Below are 22,031 nucleotides of genomic sequence, written 5' to 3'. Positions count from 1 at the left end.
AACCACCATGCCCACGCCTCGCGAGCGCCTCGCCGACGCCCGGCTCTACCTGTGCACCGACGCCCGGAAGCGCCAGGGCGACCTGCCCGCCTTCCTCGACGCTGTGCTCTCCTCCGGGGTCGACGTCGTGCAGCTCCGCGACAAGGGCATGGAGGCCGCCGAGGAGCTGGAGCACCTGGCGGTCCTCGCCGACGCCGCCCGCCGCCACGGCAAGCTCGTCGCCGTCAACGACCGGGCCGACGTCGCCCACGCCCTCGGCTCCGACGTCCTCCACCTCGGCCAGGGCGACCTGCCCGTCCCCGCCGCCCGCGCCATCCTCGGCGACGAGGTGCTGATCGGCCGCTCCTGCCACGCCGAGTCCGAGGTGGCCGCGGCCGCCGCCGAGCCCGGCGTCGACTACTTCTGCACCGGCCCCTGCTGGCCCACCCCCACCAAGCCCGGCCGGTACGCCCCCGGCCTCGGCCTGGTGCGGTACGCCGCCGGGCTCGCCCAGGAACGCCCCTGGTTCGCCATCGGCGGCATCGACGCGGCCAACCTGGACGAGGTGCTGGACGCCGGCGCCCGCCGGATCGTCGTCGTCCGCGCGATCACCGAGGCCGACGACCCCGCCGAGGCCGCGGCCTCCCTCGCCCGCCGCGTCCGGGAGCGGGCCGGCGCCTGACGGGAGCGCCCTCGACACCCGGCGGGAGCGGCCCCGGCACCCGAAGGGCGCGATCCGGCGTCCGGCCGGAGCGGGCAGGCGTCCGGCCGGAGCGCTGCCGCGCCCGGCGGACGTCGTACCGGTGTCCGAAAAGGTGTCCACGACTCGGACGCGGTTTCCGCGCTCCCCGGACCCCGTCTAACCTGCCGGTATGGCCCTTGGAACCGCTTCCGTCCGTACGGACCGCGCCCGCACGGTCCGCGAGATCCTCGCCTCCGGCACGTCGTACTCCTTCGAGTTCTACGCACCCCGGACGGCCAAGGGCGAGCAGGTCCTCTGGAACGCCATGCGCCGCGTCGAGGCCGTCGGCCCCAGCTTCGTCTCGGTGACCTACGGCGCCGGCGGCTCCACCCGCGGCGGCACCGTCAAGGCCACCCAGAAGATCGCCTCGGACACCACCCTCACCCCGGTCGCCCACCTCACCGCCGTCGACCACTCGGTCGCCGAGCTGCGCAACGTCCTCGGCCAGTACGCCGACGCCGGCATCCGCAACATGCTCGCGCTCCGCGGCGACCCGCCGGGCGACCCGCTGGGCGACTGGGTCGAGCACCCCGAGGGCGTCCGCTACGCCGCCGACCTGGTCCGGCTCATCAAGGAGTCCGGCGACTTCTGCGTCGGCGTCGCCGCCTTCCCCGAGATGCACCCCCGCTCCGCCGACTGGGACACCGACGTCCGCCACTTCGTCGACAAGTGCCGGGCCGGCGCCGACTACGCGGTCACCCAGATGTTCTTCGACCCGGAGCGGTACCTGCGGCTCCGCGACAGCGTCGAGAAGGCCGGCTGCGAGACCCCGATCATCCCCGAGGTCATGCCCGTCGTGACGGCCAGGACCCTCGACCGGCTGCCCCAGCTCAGCAACGCCGCCTTCCCGGCGGATGTGAAAGAACGCATCCTCGCGGTCAAGGACGACGCCGCCGCTGTACGCTCCATCGGTATCGAGTTCGCGACGGAGTTCTGCGCGCGTCTGCTGGCCGAGGGTGTCCCCGGGCTGCACTTCATCACGCTCAACAGCTCCACCGCGACGCTCGAGATCTACGAGAATCTCGGACTGCACCAGCAGTCCTGACCGGTCGTACCCGCCCCGACCCGCGGCGGTGGCCGTAGAGAGGGGCTGCGGGGCATGGGGTGGACGGTCCTCTACATCGCGTTCGGCCTGGTGGCGCTCTGGCTACTGGGCGAAGTGCTCCTCCAGTACAAAGCCCGGCTGCGCTGGCGGATCCTCGCCTTCAGCGGCTTCCTCGGCGTGGTCGCCGGCGTGCTGCTGCCCTCGGTGGCGGTCATCGTCGCCGGCGCGGTCGCCTTCGCCGTCGGCCAGACCTTCGTGACCCTCTCCTTCCGCCGCGGCTTCTCCACCGGCTGGGCGATCGGCGGCAACCCCGGCGCCAGCCGCCGCCGCAAGGCGGGCCGCGCCCCCGAGGCCGGCCCCACCCTGGAGGTCTCCGGCCTCTCCTACGAGGACGCCGGCGCGGCCCGCGCCCCGGGGCCCGACGCCGACGAGCTGCGCGCCGGGGACGGGTCCCCCTCCGTCTACGAGCCGCAGCCCCTGCCCGAGGACACCGGCCAGTACGGCGTCTACGGCTCCGGACAGCCCGACCCCCAGGCCCCCGCGTACGACCCCTACGCCGCCGGCTACGAGCAGCAGCCCGGCCACGACCCCGCCGCCTACGACCCCTCCGGCTACGCGGCCCACGGCTACGCCCCCGCCGACCAGGGCGCGCCCGCCTACGACCCCTACGCCGCCGCCTACGAGCAGCACCCCGGCTACGACTACGGCACCACCGGCGGCCCCCAGCAGTACGCCGCCTACTCCGACCCGTACATCGGCCCCGGCACGGACGGCCAGCAGTACACCTCGTACCAGGGCGACCCCTACGCCCCCTCGTACGCCTACGACACCCCGCCCGGCGGCGTCTGGGTCCCGCAGCAGCGCGACACCGACGAGCAGCCGCCCCCGGCCCCCGCCCCCGGGGCGTACGGCTACGAGCCGCACCCCGACGAGCAGTCCCGGTACCGCTACTGAGGCCCCGGCCGCCGGGCACCCCTCAGCGGGGCCCGGCCGCCGCGCCCCGGCGCCCGGTCACCGCGAGCCGCGGAACCCCGCGCCCTCCACGATCAGTCCGGCCACCAGCGCGCCCGACATGCCCGCGTGGGCGAGTCCGCCGCCCGGGTGGGACCAGCCGCCCGCGAAGTACAGACCGGGGACCGGCGAGACGTTCGCCGCCGGCAGCAGCGCGCCGCCCGCCCCGGCCAGTGCCGGTCCGGGCACCTCCGCCGTCCCGGTGTCCGCGCGCACGTCGTCCGGGGTCCGCACGTGCCGCCACAGCAGCCGCCCGGCCAGCCCGGGGACGGCCCGGTCCGCCGCCTCCACCATCAGGCCGGCGTACTCCTCCCAGTCCCGCGCGGGATGCGCGGGGACGGTGGCCGTCACCGTCACCGCCTCGTGCTCCGCGTCCGGCCGCAGCGCCGGATCGTCCGGCCGCAGCACCGTGACCGTCGGCCGCCCGCCCTCGCCGTGCACGACCGTGCGGTGCGCGGCGTCCTCCTCGCGGGCCCCGCGCAGCGCCAGGTGGACGGTGACCCGGCTGGTGCCCAGCACCTGGTGGCGCGCCCACTCCTCGCTGCCCTCCCAGCCCACCAGCTGGTCCGCATGGAGGGCGGGCACCGGGATGCCGGAGACGACGTGATCGGCGGGAACCGTCCGCCCGTCCTCCAGCGCCACTCCCACGGCCCGGCCCGCCTCCTCGACGACCTCCGTCACCGCCGTGCCGAAGACGAACTCCACCCGCCGCTCCCGGCAGCGCTCGTACACCGCGTCGGCGAGCGCCCGCATGCCTCCGGCCACGTACCAGCTGCCGAAGGTCTGCTCCATGTAGGGCAGGACCACCGCAGAGGCCGGGGCCTTCGCCGGGTCGAAGCCGTACGACCACGCGTACGCGTCGAGCAGCGCGGCCAGCCGCGGCTCGGCCAGCTCGCGGGCCCCGACCTGGGCGAGCGTCGTCGTCGGACGGCGCAGCAGCCCCGCCTTGAGCGCCGGGTACGGCTCCCGGGCCAGCGGTTTCGGATCGGCGGGCTGCGGCTCCTCCAGGAGCGGGCGCCGGGTGCGGTCCCACGCCTCGCGGGCCCGCACCAGGAAGTCGCTCCAGCGCTCGCCCGCGCCCGCGCCGAGCGCCGCGTCCAGGGCGGCGGCCGTGCCCGCCCGGGAGGCGTTCGGCAGGTCCACGCGCGTGCCGTCGGCGAAGACGTGCCGGGCGGCCGGATCGACCTGGCTCAGCCCGACGCACTCCTCCAGCGGCTTCTTCCCCGTCTTCACGAACAGATCGCGGTAGACCGCAGGCAGGTGCAGCAGCCCGGGGCCGGTGTCGAAGGCGAAGCCCTCGCGCGCGAAGCGGCCCACCGCCCCGCCGTACGTCGAGCCCCGCTCGTACACCGTCACCGTGTGTCCGGCGACCGCGAGCCGCGCGGCCGTCGCCATGGCGCCGAGACCCGCGCCGATCACCACAATCCGTCCCATGTCAGGGACTTTATCGGCCCCCGCCGACGGAGCGGTCCGCAGGTGGGCCGCCGCCGGCCGCCGCCAGCCGCCGCTCCTCGCGGCGCTGGGCCCGGCGGCGCAGGAAGCGCCGGATCCGTGAGGCCAGCACGACCAGGAGCCAGACGCCGAGCGCCAGCAGCACCGCGGCGATCACCGCGGCCGCCACCGGATGGAAGATCGCGAAGGTGATGACCCCGGCGACCGCGAGGTCCTCGCCGGTGCTCAGCGCGATGTTGGAGAAGGGCTCCGGAGAGGTGTTCACCGCCATCCGGGTCCCCGCCTTGACCAGGTGGCTCATCAGCGCCGTCGTCCCGCCGACCGCCCCCGCCGCCAGCTCCGGCAGCGAGCCGCTCTCGCCGGCCAGCAGGGCGGCCACCACGGCTCCCGCGACCGGTCTGATCACCGTGTGGAGGGCGTCCCAGACGTTGTCCACGTACGGGATCTTGTCCGCGACCGCCTCGCACAGGAAGAGCACTCCGGCCGCGATCAGGACGTCCGTGCGCTGGAGCGCCTCGGGCACCTCGTCGGTCAGCCCGGTCGCGCCGAAGACGCCGAGGAGCAGGACCACCGCGTAGGCGTTGATCCCGCTGGCCCAGCCGCTGGTGAAGACCAGGGGGAGTACGGACACGCTCGTGATCGTAACGAGGCCGCGCCCGCCCGTCACCAGGGCGCCGCGTCCGCCGCGGCCGGCTGAGTATCCGTACCTAGACGCCGAGATGAGTATCCGCGCGGATGGGGGAGGGGCGGTCCGGAGGGGAGAGTGGAGCCCACGGAAGGGGCGCGGCTCCGGAACCGCCGGCACGGGGCTGCGGAACGGGGCCGCGCACCTGCCGGCACGGGGGAACGTGCACGGGGGTGTACGAAGGAAGCGCCGGTCCGGCGTGGCTCGGGGGGATCGAGCCCCGCGGGACCGGCGCTTCCCGTCGTCGCCGGGCCTCGTGCCCCTCAGCAGCCGCCGCCCACGCGCCCGTGCAGCAGCAGCGACAGCGCGGCGTGGACGTCGTCGAGGGAGCGCTCGCTCTGGAAGGCCTTCCAGTCCAGGGCCGCCACCAGGACCATGCCCACCAGGGCCGCCGCCGTCAGCTGGACGTCGATCTCCTCGCTCAGCTCGCCCGCCTCGACGCCCTCGCGCAGGACGCCCTCCACGACCGCGACCGCCTCCTGGCGGACCACCAGGAGGGTGGAGTTCCACGCCCGGTTGGTCCGCCAGAGCTCGGCCACGTACAGCTGGGTGAAGGCCGGGTAGCGGTCGATGAAGACGAGCCCCGCGCGGATCATCGCGTCCAGCGCGGCGACCCGGCTGCCGCCGCGCGCCGCCGTCTCCTCCGCGGCCGTCCGCAGCGAGGCGGTGAGCAGGGCGACGCCGTGCCGCAGCAGCTCCTCGAAGAGCTCGGTCTTGCTCTTGAAGTTGTAGTAGACCGTGCCCTTGGCCACCCCGGCCCGCTCGGCGATCTCGTCGACCGTCGTGGCCGAGAAGCCCTGCTCGGCGATGAGGGTGACGGCCGCCTCGTAGAGCTTGGCCCGGGTCGCCCGGCGGCGGGTGCTGCTGCTGTCCATGGGGTCGATTCTCACAGAGGCGGAGGGGGTCACAGCGACAGGTCGGGGTGGAGCCGGTCCAGCGTCCACACCTGCTTGCGCCGCGCGGTGACCGCGGTCAGGGCCAGCGCGCCCAGCGTGAAGGCGCTCAGGACGGCGACCGCTTCCCACACCGGCCCGAGACCGCCGCCCGTGATGAGCCGGCGCAGCGCCTCGACCACGTGCGTCATGGGCAGGAAGGGGTGGACGGCGTTGAAGAAGCCCGGGCTGGTCTGCACCGGGTAGGTGCCGCCCGCCGAGGTCAGCTGGACCATGAGCAGGGCGAGGACCAGGATCCGGCCCGCCGCGCCGAAGCGGGCGTTCAGCCACTGGATGATCGCCGCGAAGCAGCAGGTCACCAGGGCGAGGAAGCCGACCGTGCCGGCCGCCCGGGCCGTCTCCAGACCGAGCCCCCAGTGCAGGACGGCGAGGAGCGCGCCGACCTGGAGGACGCCGATCGCCGCCACCGGGAGCCAGCCGGCCAGCGCGATCCGCCACGCGGAGGCGCCCGCGGCGAGGGCCCGCCGGTTCATCGGCTGGATGATCATGTACGCGACCATGGCGCCGACCCAGAGGGAGAGCGGGATGAAGTACGGGGCGAAGCCCGTGCCGTAGTTCGGCGCCTTGTGGAGCGACTGGGCGGCCAGCTTCACCGGGTCGGCCATGACCTCCGTGCGCCGGTCGCGCTCGTCCTGGTCGTAGTCCGGGATCCGGTCGACGCCGTCCTTGAGGCCCGTGGCGAGCGAGCCGGAGCCGTCGGCCAGCTTGAACAGGCCGCCGTCGAGGGCGCCTGCCCCCTTCTTGAGCTTGCCGACGCCGGTGTCCAGGCTGACCGAGCCCGCGCGGGCGCCGGAGATGCCGGAGTGCAGCTGCGCCGCGCCGTCGGCGACCTTCTTCGCGCCCTTGTTGAGCTCGTTGATCTTCCGGATCGCGCCCGCGACGTCCTCGTCCAGGTGCGGGGCGCGGGCGGCCAGCTCGTCGGCCTCCTTCTTCAGCTTCGCCAGGCGCGCGTCGAGCGTCTTGAGGTCGCCCTTGCTGTCCTTCGTCAGCCGGTGCACGTCGTCCGCGACCGTGGCCACGTCCCCGGCGGTGGTCGACGCCTCCTTCAGGGCCGTGCACACCTCCCCGGGGTCGGGGAGCGTGACGCCCTCGGGGAGGGCGACGCCCTCCGGCGGCTCGACCGGCGCGGTGGCGCCGGGCTTCCGGCAGGACTCGCGGTACAGCCGGTCGAGGGTCTCGTCCGCCTTGTGGGCGGCGGTGCGCAGCAGCGGGGCGCGGCGGACCAGGTCCTCCAGGTCGTTGCGGGCGAGGGTGGCCGAGTCGGAGACCAGCTTGGCCGTGTCGCGGATCGACCGCCCGTTGTCGGCCAGGTAGGGGCGGACCTTGTCCGCGGTGCCGTTCACCTTGTCGGCGAGGGCCTGGGTGCCGTCCGCGACCTTGCGCGTGCCGGTCTGGACGTCCTTGGAGCCCTTGTCCAGCTTCTTCAGGCCGGAGGCCAGGTCGCCGCTGCCGGCCTTGGCGTCGGTCAGGCCGTCGGCGAGGTCCTTGGACCCCTTCTTGGCCTTGTCCACGCCGGTCTTCAGGTCGGCCGCGCCCTTGGCGGCCTCGGCGGTGGCCTCGTGGATGTCGGAGAAGGAGATGAAGATCTTGTCGAGGAAGCCCCGCGAGGACTTCGTGGAGGCGGCGGTGCGCACCTCGGCGAAGACCGTCCGCGAGATCTGGCCGACGATGTAGTTGTTGGAGTCGTTCGTCCGGACCTTCAGGGCGCCGGTCTCGGGGGAGTCCCCGGAGCTGGACGCGATCCGCTCGCTGAAGTCGCCGGGCACGGTCAGGGACAGGTAGTACCGGCCCTCCTCGACGCCTTCGCGCGCCTCGGCGTCGTCGACCTGGTGCCACTCGAAGGTCCCGCTGTCCAGCAGTCCCTCGGTGATGTCCGCGCCCGCGGTGATCCGCTTGCCGTCGGCGGTCGCGCCGCGGTCCTCGTTCACCAGGGCGACGGGCAGCCGGTCGAGCCTGCTGTACGGGTCCCAGAACGAGTACAGGTACAGGGCGCCGTACAGCAGCGGCAGCAGCAGGACCGCGACGAGCGCGGCGCGCGGCAGCTTGCCCCTGCCGAAGCGCCTCAGCTCAAGAGCGGCCAGTTTCGGCGAGCGCATCGTCCGTCCCCTTCTCGGTGATGTCGGCGTCGGCGGCGGTGTCGGCTTCGGTGGTGTCGGTGTCGGTGTCGGTGTCGGCGGTGTCGGGGGTGGCGGTGGTGGCGGTGGAGTTCCCGGCCGGGCCCGTCGTCCGGCTCGTGTCCGTCTCCGGGGCCGCGTCCGCGTCCCGGTCCGCGCCGGTGTCCGCGGCCGTGGCCGCCTCCGCGGCCGTGGCCGCCTCCGCGGGGGCGCCGACCGTGGTGACGCGCAGGGCGTCGGCCGGTGCCTCGCTGCAGACGGCGAGGACGGTGGTGCCGGCGGCGGCCACCGCGCGCAGCAGCGCCCAGGCCTCGGCGCGGTCGGCGTCCGACAGCTTCAGGTCCGTGTCGTCGATGCCGAGCAGCCCGGGGCGGCCCATCAGGGCCAGCGCGATCGACAGGCGGAGGGCCTCCAGGCGCTCCAGGTCCCGCACGGAGGTCCGCTCGCCCTTCGGCAGGGCGTCGAGGTCGAGTCCGGCGGCCGTCAGGGCCTCCTCGATCCGGGCCCCGGCCTCGGCGGCCCGGGTGCCGGGGCGGCGGAACAGCGCGCGGACGGAGCCGTCGAAACGGCGCTGGAGCAGCGCCCGCTCGCGCAGGTGCTCGGCCACCGTGAGGGAGGGATCGAGTTCGCTGACGCCGGGGACCTGGCCGAGCGCGGCGATCCGCCGCACGGCGGCCATCCGGCGCGGCAGCGGCAGGCCGCCGATCTCGGCGTGGCCCTCCCCGGTCCGCATCCGGCCGGTGAGCGCGAGCAGCAGACAGGTGCGGCCGCTGCCGGACGGGCCTTCGAGCGCGATCAGGGAACCGGCCCCGGCGCTGAAGGACACGTCGCGGAAGGCCCAGCCGCGGGGGCCCTTGAGCCCCAGCCCCTCGACCACGATCCCGGCGCCGTCCGCCACCGGGCCGTGGTCGGTGCCGGACTCCCCGCCGGCCCCCTCCGGAGACGGTCGTGTGGTCAGGTCCTCGGATCCCACGGATCCACCCCCCGCTTCCCCACTTTTGAACTGACTGGTCAGTCCAAAAGTTACCCGCGCGTCGCTTCCCTGGCAAAACCCCAGGTCGGGGTGGATGTCAGTGGGTGCCTTCACGATGGACACAGACGGCGACAAGACCGTCACCCGACGACAGGAGGCTCGTCATGGCCAGTCCTTTCGCAGCAGCCGACGTCCATCCCGTGTCCCGCCGGACCACCGCCCCGCCCGCCGCCCTCGACCTGCTCGCGAAGGCCAGGGCCGGACTCGACGAGGCCGCGGCCCTCGACCGCCCCCACGAGCGGTACGCCACCGCGCACCTCGCCGCCCTGCGCGCCGCGGCCGCCGTCCTCGCCGCCCGCGCCCGCCCCGCGCCCGACACCCGCCGGCGCCGTGCCATAAGGAGCGCCTGGGAGCTGCTGCCCCAGCTCGCCCCCGAGCTCACCGAATGGAGCGTCCTCTTCGCTGCCGGAGCCCCCCGCCGCGCCCTCGCCAACGCCGGGGTCGCGGCGGCCGCGACCCCCCGCGAGGCCGACGACCTCGTCCGGGACGCCGGCCACTTCCTGCGCCTGGTCGAGCGGCTGCTCGCGCTCCAGCCGGTGCTGCCCCGGCAGCCCCCGGCGGACGGGGCGGGTTGATCGGCCCCGCGCCCCGGAGGCCATAGGGTGGGGTCGTCCGTACCCGTCACCGAGGAGTCAAGAGCCGTGCCGGACCCTTCCCCTGTCTTCGGCCGCGAGGCGTCGTCGCGCCCGTCGCGCGCATCCCTGCGAACCGCCGTCGTCTGGGACGTCCTCAAGGACGCCCTCGACCGCCGGGTCGGGACCACCGGGAAGGCCGCCCTGGACGTCCTCGACACCGGGGGCGGCTCCGGGAACTTCGCGGTGCCGGTGGCCCGCCTCGGCCACCGCGTCACCGTCGTCGACCCCAGCCCCAACGCGCTCTTCGCGCTGGAGCGCCGGGCCGCCGAAGCCGGGGTCGCCGACCTCGTGACCGGCGTGCAGGGCGACGTCCGCGGCCTCTTCGACGTGGTCGAGCGCGGCGCCTACGACGCCGTGCTCTGCCACGGCGTCCTGGAGTACGTGGACGACCCCGCCGAGGGCGTGCGCAACACGGTGGCCGCGCTCCGCCCCGGCGGCGCGCTCAGCCTCCTCGGCGCCGGACTCGGCGGCGCGGTCCTCGCCCGCGCCCTCGCCGGCCACTTCACCGAGGCCCGCACGGCGCTCGGCGACCCGGACGGCCGCTGGGGCGCCGGCGACCCCGTGCCCCGCCGCTTCACCGCCGAGCAGCTCACCGGACTGGCCGAGGAGGCCGGCCTCTCCGTGGGCGCCGTCCACGGCGTGCGGATCTTCGCGGACCTCGTGCCCGGCGTCCTCGTCGACACCGAGCCCGGCGCCGCCGAGGCCCTCCTGAAGCTGGAGGCGGCCGCCGCCGAGCTGTCCGCCTTCCACGCCGTCGCCACCCAGCTCCACGTGCTCGCCGAGAAGCCGGCCTGAGCCGGGGGAACTCCGGGACCGCGCCACCCGTTCGGCGGTGCGGGTACGGCTGTGCCGCAGGCCGCCCCATATGCGGCTTCGCGCCGTATGATCGAGGGAAACCATCCGGCATGACGGGCGGGCGGCTGGGGAATCAACGCCTCACCAACCGAACCGCGTGGCGGCCCGGATTGGCTGATCGGCTTTGAGGGCGGGTTTCACGGGGGCGATTCCCTGCCTATCCTGAAAGGGCCGCAAACCGGTCGCCCCCGCGACCGACGACTAGGAGGACTCCGTGCCGCTCTCGGAGCACGAGCAGCGAATGCTCGAGCAGATGGAGCGAGCGCTGTACGCCGAAGACCCCAAGTTCGCGACAGCGCTCGAAGGAAGCGGGCTGCGCACGTACACCCGTCGCCGGGTGTACCAGGCAGTCGCCGGCTTCCTGGTGGGTATCGCGCTCCTCATGGCCGGAATGGTCGCACAGCAGATCTGGATCAGCGTGGTGGGATTCCTCGTCATGCTGGGCTGCGCGGTCCTGGCGGTCACCGGCTGGCGCAAGGCGCCGAAGCCGGGCGAGCAGCCCCAGCAGGCCAGGGGCGGGGTGGCGGCCGGTGGCCGTCAGACCCGGGCGCGACGCTCCATGATGGACCGGATCGAGGCGCGGTGGCAGCGACGCCGCGACGAGCAGCAGGGCGGCGGCCACTGACGCCCCCCTGAGCGGAGACCCCGCACCCCCGTGGACACCGCGCCCCGCCGGCCCCGAGCCCAGGCGGGGCGCCGTCACATCCCGCCCCGCCGCCTTCCCTCGGCGCCCGCACCCGCGCGCCGCGGTGCCGCCACGCCCATCCGCACCCGGCCCCGCGCCCCCTCGTTCCGTTGCGGGTGGGCACCACGGAACGGCACCCTCGCGGGTGCCTCCGCTCCGTGTGCCTGGACCCCCACCGGCACGGCGTCGTACAGAAGGCGCGGGTCCAGGCGCGGGAGCCCGGGCCCGGCAGGGGGCACCGTCCCGTGTGCCCACCCGTCCCGCCCTGCGGGACGCCTGCCCCATGGAGGCGCAGCAGAAGGCGCCGTTCCTGCGGGACGCGGGCCCTGCACAGGGCGCCGGTCCTGCGGGCGCGGCGCACGCGTGGGGGGCGTGGGCACCGGGTCCGGAGGAGCGGTGCCCACGCGGGGCGGTCAGGAGCTGGGGCGGAGGCGGGCCGTGACGTCCGCCGCCCTCCCCTTGAGCGCCGCCCAGCGGGCCGAGGCGGCCCAGTGGAGCCGTACCGCCGAGCGCGGCGCGAAGAGGGCCCGCAGCCGGACCCCGCGCGAGGCCCCCGCGCGGAACCCGGCCCGCACCCGTTCGGCCTCCTGCGCCAGTCCCGGCACCGGCCGGGGCGCCGGCGCGTAGAGGGCCTCCTCGACCGCGCCCGCCACCCGGTGCACCGCCTCCGCGGCGGCACCGTCCAGTTCACCCGCCCGGACGATCCGCTCCGCCGTTCTCCGCGGCGTCCGCGCCTCGTCCGGCTCGACCCCGTAGTCCCAGGCCGTGTCGCCGATCTCCCGCCACACCGCGAGGGGGCCGGCCGCCGGAGCGAGCCGGCGGGCCCGTGCCCGGGTCCGCCAGGCCGGCGCGACGAGCGGGAGCGCCAGCACCAGCAGCGCGGCGAGCGACCAGCCGGCCACCTTCAGGAGGTCCGTACCGCCGCCGGAGGACGCGTCCCCGGCCGCGGCCGGGTCCTGTCCGCACTCGCCGAGCCGGCGCATCTCCGGCGGGCAGCTCTCCGAGGCGCTCGGCGCCGCCGAGGGCTGGGCCGAGGCCGACCGCGAGGGCTGGGCGGGGCCGGTCGGTCCCGTGGAGGGGAGGGCCTGCCGGGTGTAGGACGGCGTGGAGCCCCGGGACGGCGTCGGCTCGAAACGGGTCCAGCCGGCGCCCTCGAAGTACAGCTCGGGCCAGGCGTGGGCGTCCCGGATGCCGACCGAGACCGAGCCGTCGGACTGGGTGGTGCCGGGCATGAAGCCGACCGCGACCCGCGCCGGGATGCCCAGCGTGCGGGCCATCGCCGCCATCGAGAAGGAGAAGTGGATGCAGAACCCCTCCTTGTCCTTCAGGAAGCGGGAGATCGCCTCCGTGCCCGTCCCGGAGGTGACGTCGACGTCGTAGCGGAAGCCGCCGTCGTCGGCGAACCAGTCCTGGAGCCGGACGGCGCGCTCGTAGTCGTTCCGCGCGTCCTTGGTGACCTCCAGGGCCGTCGCCTTCACGTCGGCGGGGAGACCCACGGGCACCTTGGTGTACTCCTCGCGCAGTCGCTCCGGAGCCGGGCCCGCCTGGGCGAGCTGGTCGGAGGTGGGCTGCACGTCGAGGCTGGTCACCTGGTAGCGGACGCCCTTGGTCGTCTGCTTGTCGTCGCCGACGAGCATCCGGCCGGCCGGTTCGAACCGCCAGCGGCCCTCGATGTCCACCCGGGAGGCCGGGAACGGCATCGGCAGCCACTTCTGGTCGTACCCCTCCGAGGCCACGAAGTTGCTGGTCACCTCGGAGGTGCGGACGGACTGCGCGAGGCCGTCGGGCCACGGCAGCACCTTCGGCACCGCGTCGATCGGGCGGACCGAGGACTTCCACGAGGTGCCGTCGAACTGGTCGAGGGCGACCAGCCGCAGGTACAGCCCGCTGTTGTCCGGGGCGTTGGTCCGGTAGCGCAGGACCTCGAAGTCCTCCGGCTGCCGCAGGTTGTCCTGGAGGGAGACCAGCGGGTTGACGGCCGCGATGGTGCCGCCGGAACCGCCGCTCTCGCCGGGACCCACGCCGCCGCTGTCGCCCAGGAGGCCGCCGGAGAAGCCGGGCAGGACCATGGGCACGACCAGGGCGGTGCCCATGGCGACGGCGCCGATCCTGCGGCCGGTGCGGACCGGCGCGAAGGCCGTCCTGCCGGTGCCCACGGGCGCCCCGGACCGGCCGGAACGCTGGGCGCCGCCGAAGATCCGGCCCCACGCGGAGAGCCGGTCGCGGCCCTCGGCGAGGAGCAGCAGGAGATAGCCGGTGGCGGCGAGCAGGAACCAGAGCCGGCCGGCGCCGCCCCCGGAGAGCCCGGCGGCGACCGAGTACAGCGCGAGCAGCGGCAGACCGGCCGGGGCGGCGCGGCGGAAGGTGACCGCCAGGACGTCCACGAGCAGCCCGATCGCCAGCACGCCGGCGACCAGCATCAGCCGGATGCCCTCGGTGTCCGGGGCGGGGATCGCGTAGGTGCCGACGTCCTCGGCGCCGAGGCGGAACAGCTCGGCCACCCGCTGGATCGCCGACGGCCCGGGCAGGAAGCCGAGCAGGGCCTGCTCCCGGGCGAAGACCGCGGTCAGCGCGACCACGCCGACCACCAGCTGGGCGCCGATCGTCAGCGGCCGGGCCAGCGGCACCCGACGGCACAGCATGCCGGTGGCGCTCTGCAGGGCGAGCAGGAAGGCGGCGGTGAGGATCCAGGTGGCCGGCTTCACCAGGGGCAGCAGCGCCCCGGCGGCCATCAGGGAGGCCGCCCAGGCGGCCAGCGTCAGGCGGGTGCGCCCGCTCATGCCCATCCTCCGTAGCTGTCTGCGGCGGCGGTCTCCCGCAGCGCCCCGGCTGCCTGCTGCCAGAGGTCGGCCATGCGGGCCCCGGGCGGCACGGAGACGACGGTCCAGCCGGCCTCCCGCAGCTCCCGGACCCGGGACTCGACGGCCCCGGTCACGGCGCCGCCGGTGAGCCAGGTGCCGGAGTCGAGGACGAAGGCGACGGCCGCGCCGGCCCGGCCGCGCATCCGGCCGGCCAGGGCGGCCTGCTCCTCGTCGAGGTCGCCGAGGAAGGCGACGAGCAGTCCGTCGGCGCCGGCGCGCAGCACGTCCGAGGCGCGGGAGAGCCCGGCGCCCTCGGAGTGGTCCACGATCGCGAGGGTGTCCATCATCAGCCCGGCCGTCTCCGTGGAGTCGCCGGTCGAGGCGCCGGCGTAGCCGTCGGAGCCCTCGCCGGGGACCGAGGTGCCGGTGTCGGTGAGGAGCCGGACCGCGTAGCCGCGCTCCAGCATGTGGGTGAGGACGGAGGCGGCGCCGGAGACGGCCCACTCGAAGGCGGAGTCGGGGCCCGAGCCCTGGTAGCCGGTCCGGCGGGTGTCGAGGAGGACCGTGCAGTGGGAGCGCTGGGGCTGCTCCTCGCGGCGGACCATCAGCTCGCCGTACCGGGCGGTGGAGCGCCAGTGGACCCGCCGCAGGTCGTCGCCGTGCCGGTAGACGCGCGGGATGACGTCGTCGTCGCCGGCGAGGGCGAGCGTGCGCTGCCGCCCTTCGCCGTACCCCGACGCCTCGCCGCCCAGCCGGACCGGCGGCAGCGCCGTGGTGCGCGGGACGACGGTCAGGGTGTCGTACGCGCTGAAGGAGCGGGTGAGCTCGCACATCCCGAAGGGGTCGCTCAGCCGGAGCTGGAGCGGGCCGAGCGGGAAGCGGCCGCGCAGGTCGGAGCGGACCCGGTAGGAGACCTCGCGCCGGCCGCCGGCCTCGACCCGGTCGAGGACGAAGCGGGGGCGGGGACCGAGCATGTACGGCACGTGGTCCTGGAGCATCAGCAGGCCGGTGGGGAGCTTGGAGACGTTCTCCATCCGGAGCTGGACGCGGGCCTCGGTGCCCGCCTCGACCCGCTGCGGGGCGAGCAGGCGGGAGGTGGCGACCCGGTAGCGGGTGCGGTGCAGGACGACGGCGCAGATCAGCGGCAGGCTGGCGAGCAGCAGGCCGACCCGGAGCAGGTCGGCCTGGCCGAGCACGTAGGCGCAGACGGCGGCGGCCGCACCGGCGGCCAGGAAGGACCGGCCGCGGGTGGTGAGACCGCCGAGGGCGGCCCGCAGGCCGCCCCGGCCGTCCTCGGCCCGGGGGCCGGCGCGGTCGTCGGCCCGCTGCCCCTCGGGTGCGGCGGGGGTCGCCATCACAGCTGCCGGCCGCCGGTCTGCCGGCCGTAGGGCGGGCCGGCGGGCGGGGCCGCGGACGGGACGGGCGTGCGCTGGAGGATGTCCAGGACGACCTGCTCGGCGTTCCGCCGGTTGAGCTGGGCCTGCGCGGTGGGCAGCAGCCGGTGCGCGAGGACCGGCACGGCCAGCGCCTGCAGGTCGTCGGGCAGCACGTACTCGCGGCCGGCGAGGGCGGCGGAGGCGCGGGCCGCCCGCAGCAGGTGGAGCGTGGCGCGCGGGGAGGCGCCGAGCCGCAGGTCCGGGTGGTTGCGGGTGGCGGAGACGACGTCGACCGCGTACCGCCGCACGGCGTCGGCGACGTGCACCGAGCGGACCGCCTCGATCAGCTTGAGGATGTCGTGGGCGTGGGCGACCGGCTGGAGGTCGTCCAGCGGGTTGACCGCCCCGTGCACGTCGAGCATCTGGAACTCGGCCTCGGCGCTCGGGTAGCCGATGGAGACGCGGGCCATGAAGCGGTCGCGCTGGGCCTCGGGCAGCGGGTAGGTGCCCTCCATCTCGACCGGGTTCTGGGTCGCCACCACCATGAAGGGGCTGGGCAGCTCGTAGGTCTGCCCGTCGATGGTGACCTGGCGCTCCTCCATGGACTCCAGGAGCGCGGACTGCGTCTTCGGCGAGGCGCGGTTGATCTCGTCGCCGATGACGATCTGGGCGAAGATCGCGCCCGGCTTGAACTCGAACTCCCGCCGCTGCTGGTCGAAGATCGACACGCCGGTCACGTCCGACGGCAGCAGATCGGGGGTGAACTGGATGCGGCGCACCGAGCAGTCGATGGACCGCGCGAGCGTCTTGGCGAGCATGGTCTTGCCGACGCCGGGCACGTCCTCGATGAGGAGATGCCCCTCGGCGAGCAGCACCGTCAGCGCGAGACGTACGACCTCGGGCTTGCCCTCGATCACGCTCTCCACCGATCCGCGGACGCGCTCCGCGGTGGTGGTCAGATCAGTGAGGCTCGCTCGGTCGTCATAGGTCGTCACCCCGGCCCTCCTCGGCCTTGCAGGAACACGGACACCTGCCCCCGGTGGGATGTACGAGGGGTGTCACCTGAGCATTCTTGTGGGGACGGGCGGGTCGTGTCACTCGGCTGTGGACAACTGCGGGTGAAATGCCAGAGTTTGTCTTCTTACGCGCTGATGGAACCTGTGCTCAGGCCGCCGCGGAAACCGTTCTCCACAGGATCGATCCCGCACCGGACACCTGCGGCGGGAGGGGGCGGGGAGCGTCGGCGACCCCGCCGTGCGAGCCGGCCCGCCGCGCCCGCCGGATGCCGCCGATCGGGCGAACGGCCCGGAACGCCGGCCCCCGCCTCCGGCGCCGCGCGGCGCGCCAGCCGGTTGATTGACCGGCCCCGTCCGTGGACTAGAGTGACGCGGAGTTCCCGGAGACAATCGAGCGATTTGAAGCGGTTTCTCCCCCGTGTGCGCGGCGGCACCCACGGCTCGCCCCCATCCGCTCGCCGTGTCCGTTCTGAGAGGGTGCGTTGAGCAACGACCGACACGTCCCGGTGATGCTCCAGCGATGCCTGGACATGTTGGCCCCTGCCCTCCAGGACCCCGGTGCGGTCGTCGTCGACTGCACCCTGGGCCTCGGCGGGCACAGCGAGGCCCTGCTCCGCGCCTTCCCCGAGGCCCGGCTCGTCGCCCTCGACCGCGACAAGGAGGCCCTGCGCCTCTCCGGCGAGCGGCTCGCCCCCTACGGGGACCGCGCCACCCTCGTCCACGCGGTCTACGACGAGCTGCCCGAGGTCCTCGACCGGCTCGGCATCGACAAGGCCGACGGCGTCCTCTTCGACCTCGGCGTCTCCTCCATGCAGCTGGACGAGGCCGACCGGGGCTTCGCCTACGCCCAGGACGCCCCGCTCGACATGCGCATGGACCAGACGACCGGCATGAGCGCCGCCGAGGTCCTCAACACCTACCCGCCCGGTGAACTCGTCCGCATCCTGCGCGCCTACGGCGAGGAGAAGCAGGCCAAGCGGATCGTCTCCGCCATCGTGCGCGAGCGCGACAAGGAGCCGTTCACCAACAGCGCCCGCCTCGTCGAACTCATCCGCGACGCCCTCCCGCAGGCCGCCAAGCGCACCGGCGGCAACCCCGCCAAGCGCACCTTCCAGGCCCTGCGCATCGAGGTCAACGGCGAACTGAGCGTCCTGGAGCGGGCGATCCCGGCCGCGGTGAAGGCCCTCGCCGTCGGCGGCCGCGTCGCCGTCCTCTCGTACCACTCGCTGGAGGACCGGCTGGTGAAGCAGGTCTTCGCGGCCGGCGCGGCCACCACCGCCCCGCCCGGCCTCCCCGTGGTGCCCGAGAAGTACCAGCCCCGGCTCAAGCTGCTCACGCGCGGCGCCGAACTCCCCACCGAGGAGGAGGTCGCCGAGAACCGCCGGGCCGCCCCCGCCCGGCTCCGGGGCGTCGAGCGCATCCGGGAGGACGTGCTGTGAGCGCGGCGAGGGGGCCGCTCAAGGGCCGGGCCGCGCGGCTCGGACGGCTGATGCCGTCCGGACCCAGCTCGGCCGCCCGCACCCCCTTCGTCCTCCTGGTCGTCCTCCTCCTCGGCGGCGGCCTCATCACCCTGCTGCTGCTGAATTCCGCCCTCAACCAGGGCTCCTTCCGGCTGCGCGAGCTCAAGGACCGCACCACCGAGCTCACCGACGAGGAGCAGGCCCTCCAGCGGGACGTCGACGCCTACGCGGCCCCCGACGCCCTGGAGCGCCGCGCCCGCGAGCTCGGCATGGTCCCCGGCGGCAGCCCCGCCTTCCTCGGCCCCGACGGCAAGGTCCTCGGCGAGCCCACCGTCGCCACCTCGCCCAAGCCCTCGCGCACCCCGTCCCGCGCCCCGGGCCGTACGGGCGACCCCGCGCGCGCCCGGGAGGCCGCCGCCCCCGGCGCGAGCGCCTCCCCGAAGCCCGCCGTCACCGGAACCGCCCCGACCGCCCCGACGACCTCCGGCAGGTGACCGAGCAGTGCCCTCCCAGGAGCCCCCGCGCCGCCGGGTCCCCGGCCCCGCCCGCCCCCGGCCCGCCGCCGGCTCCGGCGGCCGGACCCCCCGCCCCGCCCCGCGCCCGGCCGCCCGCCGCCCCGCGCCCCGCCCGCCCGCCCGGAAGCCGCGGACCATCAAGCTCGGCAGCCCCCGGCCCCGGCTCCGCCTGATCTCCGTCGGCCTCACCCTCGTCATGCTGGTCTTCGTGGTCCGGCTGCTCCAGGTGCAGGCCGTCGACGCCAGCGCGTACGCGGCCAAGGCCGACAAGTACCGCTACCAGGAGTACACGCTCTCCGCGGAGCGCGGCGAGATCACCGACCGCAACGGCATCGCCCTCGCGACCAGCGTCGACGCCTACGACATCACCGCCGACCCGAAGCTCTTCACCGCCGAGGAGTCCAAGCTCCGCGACGCGCCCGAGCAGGCCGCCGCGCTCCTCGCCCCGATCCTGGGCAAGGAACCGGCCGACCTCGCCAAGAAGCTCCGCACCCCCAAGTCCCGCTACACGCTGCTGGCCCGCAAGCAGACCCCGCAGGTCTGGAACCAGATCAAGGACCTCAGGAAGGTCTACGCCCAGAAGGCGCAGGAGCCCGGCGGCACCGGGGTCAACCTGCTCGGCGGCGTCCTCAGCGAGCCCAGCACCAAGCGGGTCTATCCCAACGGGGACCTCGGCGCCGGGATACTGGGCTACGTCAACGCCGAGGGCCGAGGCGCCGGCGGCGTCGAGTCCATGCTCGACCCCGAACTCGCCGGCCAGGACGGCAAGATCCGCTTCACCGCCTCCGGCGGCCGGCAGGTCCCCACCGCCGGCTCCCAGGGCACCCCCGCCGTCCCCGGCTCCGACATCGAGCTCACCATCGACCGGGACATCCAGTGGGCCGCCCAGCGGGCCATCGCCGACCAGGTGCAGAAGTCCAGGGCGGACCGCGGCTACGTCATCGTCCAGGACACCCGCACCGGCGAGATCCTGGCGATGGCCAACGCCCCCGGCTTCGACCCCAACGACCTCTCCGCCGCCAACGCCGCCGCCATGGGCAACGCGGCCCTCCAGGACGCCTACGAGCCCGGCTCCACCAGCAAGGTCATGTCCATGGCCGCCGTCCTGGAGGAGGGCAAGGCCGCCCCCGACACCCACGTCACCGTCCCCAACCGGCTCCACCGCGGCGACCGGCTCTTCAAGGACGACATCGACCACCCGACCTGGTACCTGACGCTCAACGGCGTCCTCGCCAAGTCCAGCAACATCGGCACCATCCTCGCCACCGGCCAGCTCGGCAAGGACCAGGCCGAGTCCAACCGCGTCCTCGACGGCTACCTCCGCCGCTTCGGCATCGGCAGCCCCACCGGCCTCGGCTTCCCCGGCGAGACCGCCGGCATCCTCGCCAAGCCCGAGGACTGGTCCACCTCGCAGCAGTACACGATCCCCTTCGGCCAGGGCCTCTCCGTCAACGCCCTCCAGGCCGCCTCGGTCTACTCCACCATCGCCAACGGAGGCGTACGGGTCGAGCCCACCCTGGTCCGCGGCACCAAGGGCCCCGACGGGCGCTTCACCCCCGCCCCGAAGCCCGGGGAGAACCGGGTCGTCAGCGAGAAGACCGCCACGACGCTCGCGCAGATGCTCGAGTCGGTCGTCGACGACCGGGAGGGCACCGGCACCAAGGCCGCCATCCCCGGCTACCGCGTCGCCGGCAAGACCGGCACCGCCAACCGCGTCGACCCCGAGCTCGGCCGCTACAAGGGCTACACGGCCTCCTTCGCCGGCTTCGCCCCCGCCGACCAGCCCCGCGTCACCGTCTACTGCGCCATCCAGAACCCCACCAAGGGCAGCTACTTCGGCGGCCAGATCTGCGGACCCATCTACAAGAAGGTCATGGAGTTCGCCCTCAAGACCCTCCACGTGGCCCCCACCGGCAGCGCCTCCCCCCGCCTGCCGGTCACCTTCGAACCCACCCCGTGACCCCCGGGAGCACCACCAGTGACGACGATCACCCCCCACTCCGGGAACCGGAAATCGAACTCCGGCGACGCCCCCGGCTCGTTTGGTCCCCCGCAGGGTGAGCCCGGTACGCTCACCGCCGTGCCACACGCTGATCAGTCCCGAACCGCCCCGCCCCGCCCGGAGCGGGCCCGCCCGACACCCCTGGGCGAGCTCGCGGCACGGCTGGGCACCGAGATCCCCGACGCCGCACAGGACGTCCCCGTCTCGGGCATCACCCACGACTCCCGGGCGGTACGCCCCGGGGACGTGTACGCGGCCCTGCCCGGTGCCCGCCTGCACGGAGCCGACTTCGTCGCCCAGGCCGCCGGCCTCGGCGCCGCCGCGGTCCTCACCGACCCGACCGGAGCCGACCGCGCCGCCGCCACCGGCCTGCCCGTCCTCGTCGTCGGGAACCCGCGCGGCCGGATGGGCGAACTCGCCGCCGAGATCTACGGCCGCCCCGGCGCCGCTCTCCTCCAGATCGGCATCACCGGCACCTCCGGCAAGACCACCACCGCCTACCTCGTCGAGGGCGGACTGCGCGGCGCCGGCCGACACACCGGCCTCGTCGGCACCGTCGAGATGCGGATCGGCGACGAGCGCATCAAGTCGGAGCGCACCACCCCCGAGGCCACCGACCTCCAGGCCCTCTTCGCCGTCATGCGCGAGCGCGGCGTCGAGGCGGTCGCCATGGAGGTCTCCAGCCACGCCCTCGTGCTCGGCCGGGTCGACGGCTGCGTCTTCGACGTCGCCGTCTTCAACAACCTCAGCCCGGAGCACATGGAGTTCCACTCCGACATGGAGGACTACTTCCGGGCCAAGGCCACGCTCTTCACCCCCGAGCGCAGCCGGATCGGCGTGGTGAACGCCGACGACGAGTACGGCCGCCGGCTCGCGAAGGAGGCGGCCGTCCCGGTCGTCACCTTCTCCGCCGAGGGCCGTGCCGACGCCGACTGGCGGGCCGAGGACGTCGTCCTGGGCGCCGCCGGCTCCACCTTCACGGCCGTCGGCCCGGACGGCGTGCGGATCCCCGCCACCGCCCCGCTGCCCGGCCCCTTCAACGTCGCCAACACCCTCGCCGCCGTCGCGACCCTGGCCACCGCGGGGCTCGACCCGCGGACCGCCGCCGACGGCGTCGCCGCCGTCCCCGGCGTCCCCGGCCGCCTGGAGCGCGTCGACGCCGGCCAGCCGTACCTCGCCGTCGTCGACTACGCGCACAAGACCGACGCCGTCGAATCGGTGCTGCGCTCGCTGCGCGAGGTCACCGAGGGCCGGCTGCACGTGGTCATCGGCTGCGGCGGCGACCGGGACACCACCAAGCGCGGCCCGATGGGCGCCGCCGCGGCCCGGCTCGCCGACACCGCCGTACTGACCTCCGACAACCCCCGCTCCGAGGACCCGCTCGCGATCCTCACCGCGATGCTCGCGGGCGCCGCCGAGGTGCCCGCCGCGGAGCGCGGCGACGTCCTGGTCGAACCCGACCGGGCCGCCGCCGTCGCCGCGGCCGTCGCCCGCGCCCGGCCGGGGGACACCGTCCTGGTCGCCGGCAAGGGCCACGAACAGGGCCAGGAGATCGCCGGGAAGGTCCGTCCCTTCGACGACCGCCAGGTCCTCCGCGAAGCGATCGAGGCGACGACCGGGGCACCGGCCGGCGCAGCGATCGAACACCGTCACCAGAACAGTCAGGGATGAA

18 protein-coding genes are annotated in these 22,031 nt (G+C 74.9%); 10 read left to right on the top strand and 8 right to left on the bottom strand.

What is annotated here, in order from left to right; all coding sequences use genetic code 11:
• Positions 1-7 precede the first annotated feature (7 nt).
• The 3 genes from thiE (at position 8) to IE287_RS18580 (ending at position 2,720) form a co-directional block, all read left to right on the top strand.
• Entirely contained in the window at positions 8-661 is a 654-nt protein-coding gene (gene thiE, locus IE287_RS18590; protein WP_189850198.1) for a thiamine phosphate synthase, read from the top strand.
• A gap of 190 nt (positions 662-851) precedes the next feature.
• Positions 852-1,766, top strand: coding sequence for a methylenetetrahydrofolate reductase [NAD(P)H] (gene metF / locus IE287_RS18585; protein WP_189850197.1), 915 nt, complete (start codon positions 852-854; stop codon positions 1,764-1,766).
• 54 nt (positions 1,767-1,820) lie between these two features.
• Positions 1,821-2,720 (top strand): hypothetical protein, encoded by a 900-nt coding sequence (locus IE287_RS18580; RefSeq protein WP_189850196.1) that lies wholly within the window; start codon positions 1,821-1,823, stop codon positions 2,718-2,720.
• A gap of 57 nt (positions 2,721-2,777) precedes the next feature.
• Here the strand turns inward: IE287_RS18580 and IE287_RS18575 are convergent, their stop codons facing one another.
• The 5 genes from IE287_RS18575 to IE287_RS18555 all read right to left on the bottom strand — a co-directional run bounded on the left by IE287_RS18575 (position 2,778) and on the right by IE287_RS18555 (position 8,879).
• Positions 2,778-4,211, bottom strand: coding sequence for a phytoene desaturase family protein (locus IE287_RS18575; protein WP_189850195.1), 1,434 nt, complete (start codon positions 4,209-4,211; stop codon positions 2,778-2,780).
• Between the two features lie 10 nt (positions 4,212-4,221).
• Positions 4,222-4,860: a DUF4126 domain-containing protein gene (locus IE287_RS18570; protein ID WP_189850194.1), complete on the bottom strand. Its 639-nt coding sequence runs from the start codon at positions 4,858-4,860 to the stop codon at positions 4,222-4,224.
• Between the two features lie 317 nt (positions 4,861-5,177).
• Positions 5,178-5,789, bottom strand: coding sequence for a TetR/AcrR family transcriptional regulator (locus IE287_RS18565; protein ID WP_189850193.1), 612 nt, complete (start codon positions 5,787-5,789; stop codon positions 5,178-5,180).
• A gap of 29 nt (positions 5,790-5,818) precedes the next feature.
• A complete protein-coding gene (locus tag IE287_RS18560) occupies positions 5,819-7,963 on the bottom strand; it encodes a YhgE/Pip family protein (RefSeq protein ID WP_189850192.1) in 2,145 nt (714 codons plus the stop codon).
• Entirely contained in the window at positions 7,935-8,879 is a 945-nt protein-coding gene (locus tag IE287_RS18555) for an ATP-binding cassette domain-containing protein (protein ID WP_189850363.1), read from the bottom strand. Before IE287_RS18555 ends, IE287_RS18560 begins: the two co-directional genes overlap by 29 nt.
• Positions 8,880-9,118: 239 nt before the next feature.
• On the opposite strand from IE287_RS18555, the gene IE287_RS18550 reads away from it, so the two are divergent.
• The 3 genes from IE287_RS18550 (at position 9,119) to IE287_RS18540 (ending at position 11,129) form a co-directional block, all read left to right on the top strand.
• On the top strand, positions 9,119-9,589 hold the full coding sequence (locus IE287_RS18550; protein ID WP_189850191.1) for an SAV_6107 family HEPN domain-containing protein: 471 nt from the start codon (positions 9,119-9,121) through the stop codon (positions 9,587-9,589).
• A gap of 66 nt (positions 9,590-9,655) precedes the next feature.
• Complete coding sequence (locus tag IE287_RS18545; RefSeq protein ID WP_189850190.1) at positions 9,656-10,444, top strand: class I SAM-dependent methyltransferase; 789 nt, start codon at positions 9,656-9,658, stop codon at positions 10,442-10,444.
• Between the two features lie 274 nt (positions 10,445-10,718).
• A complete protein-coding gene (locus IE287_RS18540) occupies positions 10,719-11,129 on the top strand; it encodes an SCO2097 family morphological protein (protein ID WP_189850189.1) in 411 nt (136 codons plus the stop codon).
• Between the two features lie 473 nt (positions 11,130-11,602).
• Here the strand turns inward: IE287_RS18540 and IE287_RS18535 are convergent, their stop codons facing one another.
• The 3 genes from IE287_RS18535 to IE287_RS18525 are packed head-to-tail and all read right to left on the bottom strand — an operon-like array spanning position 11,603 to position 16,361.
• Positions 11,603-13,969, bottom strand: a complete 2,367-nt coding sequence (locus IE287_RS18535) for a transglutaminase TgpA family protein (RefSeq protein ID WP_189850188.1) — start codon at positions 13,967-13,969, stop codon at positions 11,603-11,605.
• Complete coding sequence (locus tag IE287_RS18530; protein ID WP_189850187.1) at positions 13,966-15,345, bottom strand: DUF58 domain-containing protein; 1,380 nt, start codon at positions 15,343-15,345, stop codon at positions 13,966-13,968. Before IE287_RS18530 ends, IE287_RS18535 begins: the two co-directional genes overlap by 4 nt.
• Entirely contained in the window at positions 15,345-16,361 is a 1,017-nt protein-coding gene (locus IE287_RS18525) for an AAA family ATPase (protein WP_189850186.1), read from the bottom strand. The genes IE287_RS18530 and IE287_RS18525 overlap by 1 nt, the downstream gene beginning before the upstream one ends.
• Before the next feature lie 503 nt (positions 16,362-16,864).
• Here IE287_RS18525 and rsmH point away from each other — a divergent pair.
• The 4 genes from rsmH to IE287_RS18505 are packed head-to-tail and all read left to right on the top strand — an operon-like array spanning position 16,865 to position 22,030.
• Positions 16,865-17,821: a 16S rRNA (cytosine(1402)-N(4))-methyltransferase RsmH gene (rsmH, locus tag IE287_RS18520; protein ID WP_189850185.1), complete on the top strand. Its 957-nt coding sequence runs from the start codon at positions 16,865-16,867 to the stop codon at positions 17,819-17,821.
• Complete coding sequence (gene ftsL, locus IE287_RS18515; protein WP_229883569.1) at positions 17,818-18,336, top strand: cell division protein FtsL; 519 nt, start codon at positions 17,818-17,820, stop codon at positions 18,334-18,336. Before rsmH ends, ftsL begins: the two co-directional genes overlap by 4 nt.
• Positions 18,337-18,343: 7 nt before the next feature.
• A complete protein-coding gene (locus IE287_RS18510) occupies positions 18,344-20,317 on the top strand; it encodes a peptidoglycan D,D-transpeptidase FtsI family protein (RefSeq protein WP_189850184.1) in 1,974 nt (657 codons plus the stop codon).
• 18 nt (positions 20,318-20,335) lie between these two features.
• A complete protein-coding gene (locus IE287_RS18505) occupies positions 20,336-22,030 on the top strand; it encodes a UDP-N-acetylmuramoyl-L-alanyl-D-glutamate--2,6-diaminopimelate ligase (RefSeq protein WP_189850183.1) in 1,695 nt (564 codons plus the stop codon).
• Position 22,031 lies beyond the last annotated feature (1 nt).

The sequence above is a fragment of the Streptomyces omiyaensis genome (assembly GCF_014650895.1).
Taxonomy (GTDB): domain Bacteria; phylum Actinomycetota; class Actinomycetes; order Streptomycetales; family Streptomycetaceae; genus Streptomyces; species Streptomyces omiyaensis.
This window is presented reverse-complemented; position numbering and strand designations above follow the sequence as displayed.

Excerpts from the sequence above, each read along its gene's own strand:
- thiE (WP_189850198.1), top strand. The coding sequence starts at position 8 with ATGCCCACGCCTCGCGAGCGCCTCGCCGACGCCCGGCTCTACCTGTGC.
- metF (WP_189850197.1), top strand. The coding sequence starts at position 852 with ATGGCCCTTGGAACCGCTTCCGTCCGTACGGACCGCGCCCGCACGGTC.
- IE287_RS18580 (WP_189850196.1), top strand. The coding sequence starts at position 1,821 with ATGGGGTGGACGGTCCTCTACATCGCGTTCGGCCTGGTGGCGCTCTGG.
- IE287_RS18575 (WP_189850195.1), bottom strand. The coding sequence starts at position 4,211 with ATGGGACGGATTGTGGTGATCGGCGCGGGTCTCGGCGCCATGGCGACG.
- IE287_RS18565 (WP_189850193.1), bottom strand. The coding sequence starts at position 5,789 with ATGGACAGCAGCAGCACCCGCCGCCGGGCGACCCGGGCCAAGCTCTAC.
- IE287_RS18560 (WP_189850192.1), bottom strand. The coding sequence starts at position 7,963 with ATGCGCTCGCCGAAACTGGCCGCTCTTGAGCTGAGGCGCTTCGGCAGG.
- IE287_RS18550 (WP_189850191.1), top strand. The coding sequence starts at position 9,119 with ATGGCCAGTCCTTTCGCAGCAGCCGACGTCCATCCCGTGTCCCGCCGG.
- IE287_RS18535 (WP_189850188.1), bottom strand. The coding sequence starts at position 13,969 with ATGAGCGGGCGCACCCGCCTGACGCTGGCCGCCTGGGCGGCCTCCCTG.
- IE287_RS18530 (WP_189850187.1), bottom strand. The coding sequence starts at position 15,345 with ATGGCGACCCCCGCCGCACCCGAGGGGCAGCGGGCCGACGACCGCGCC.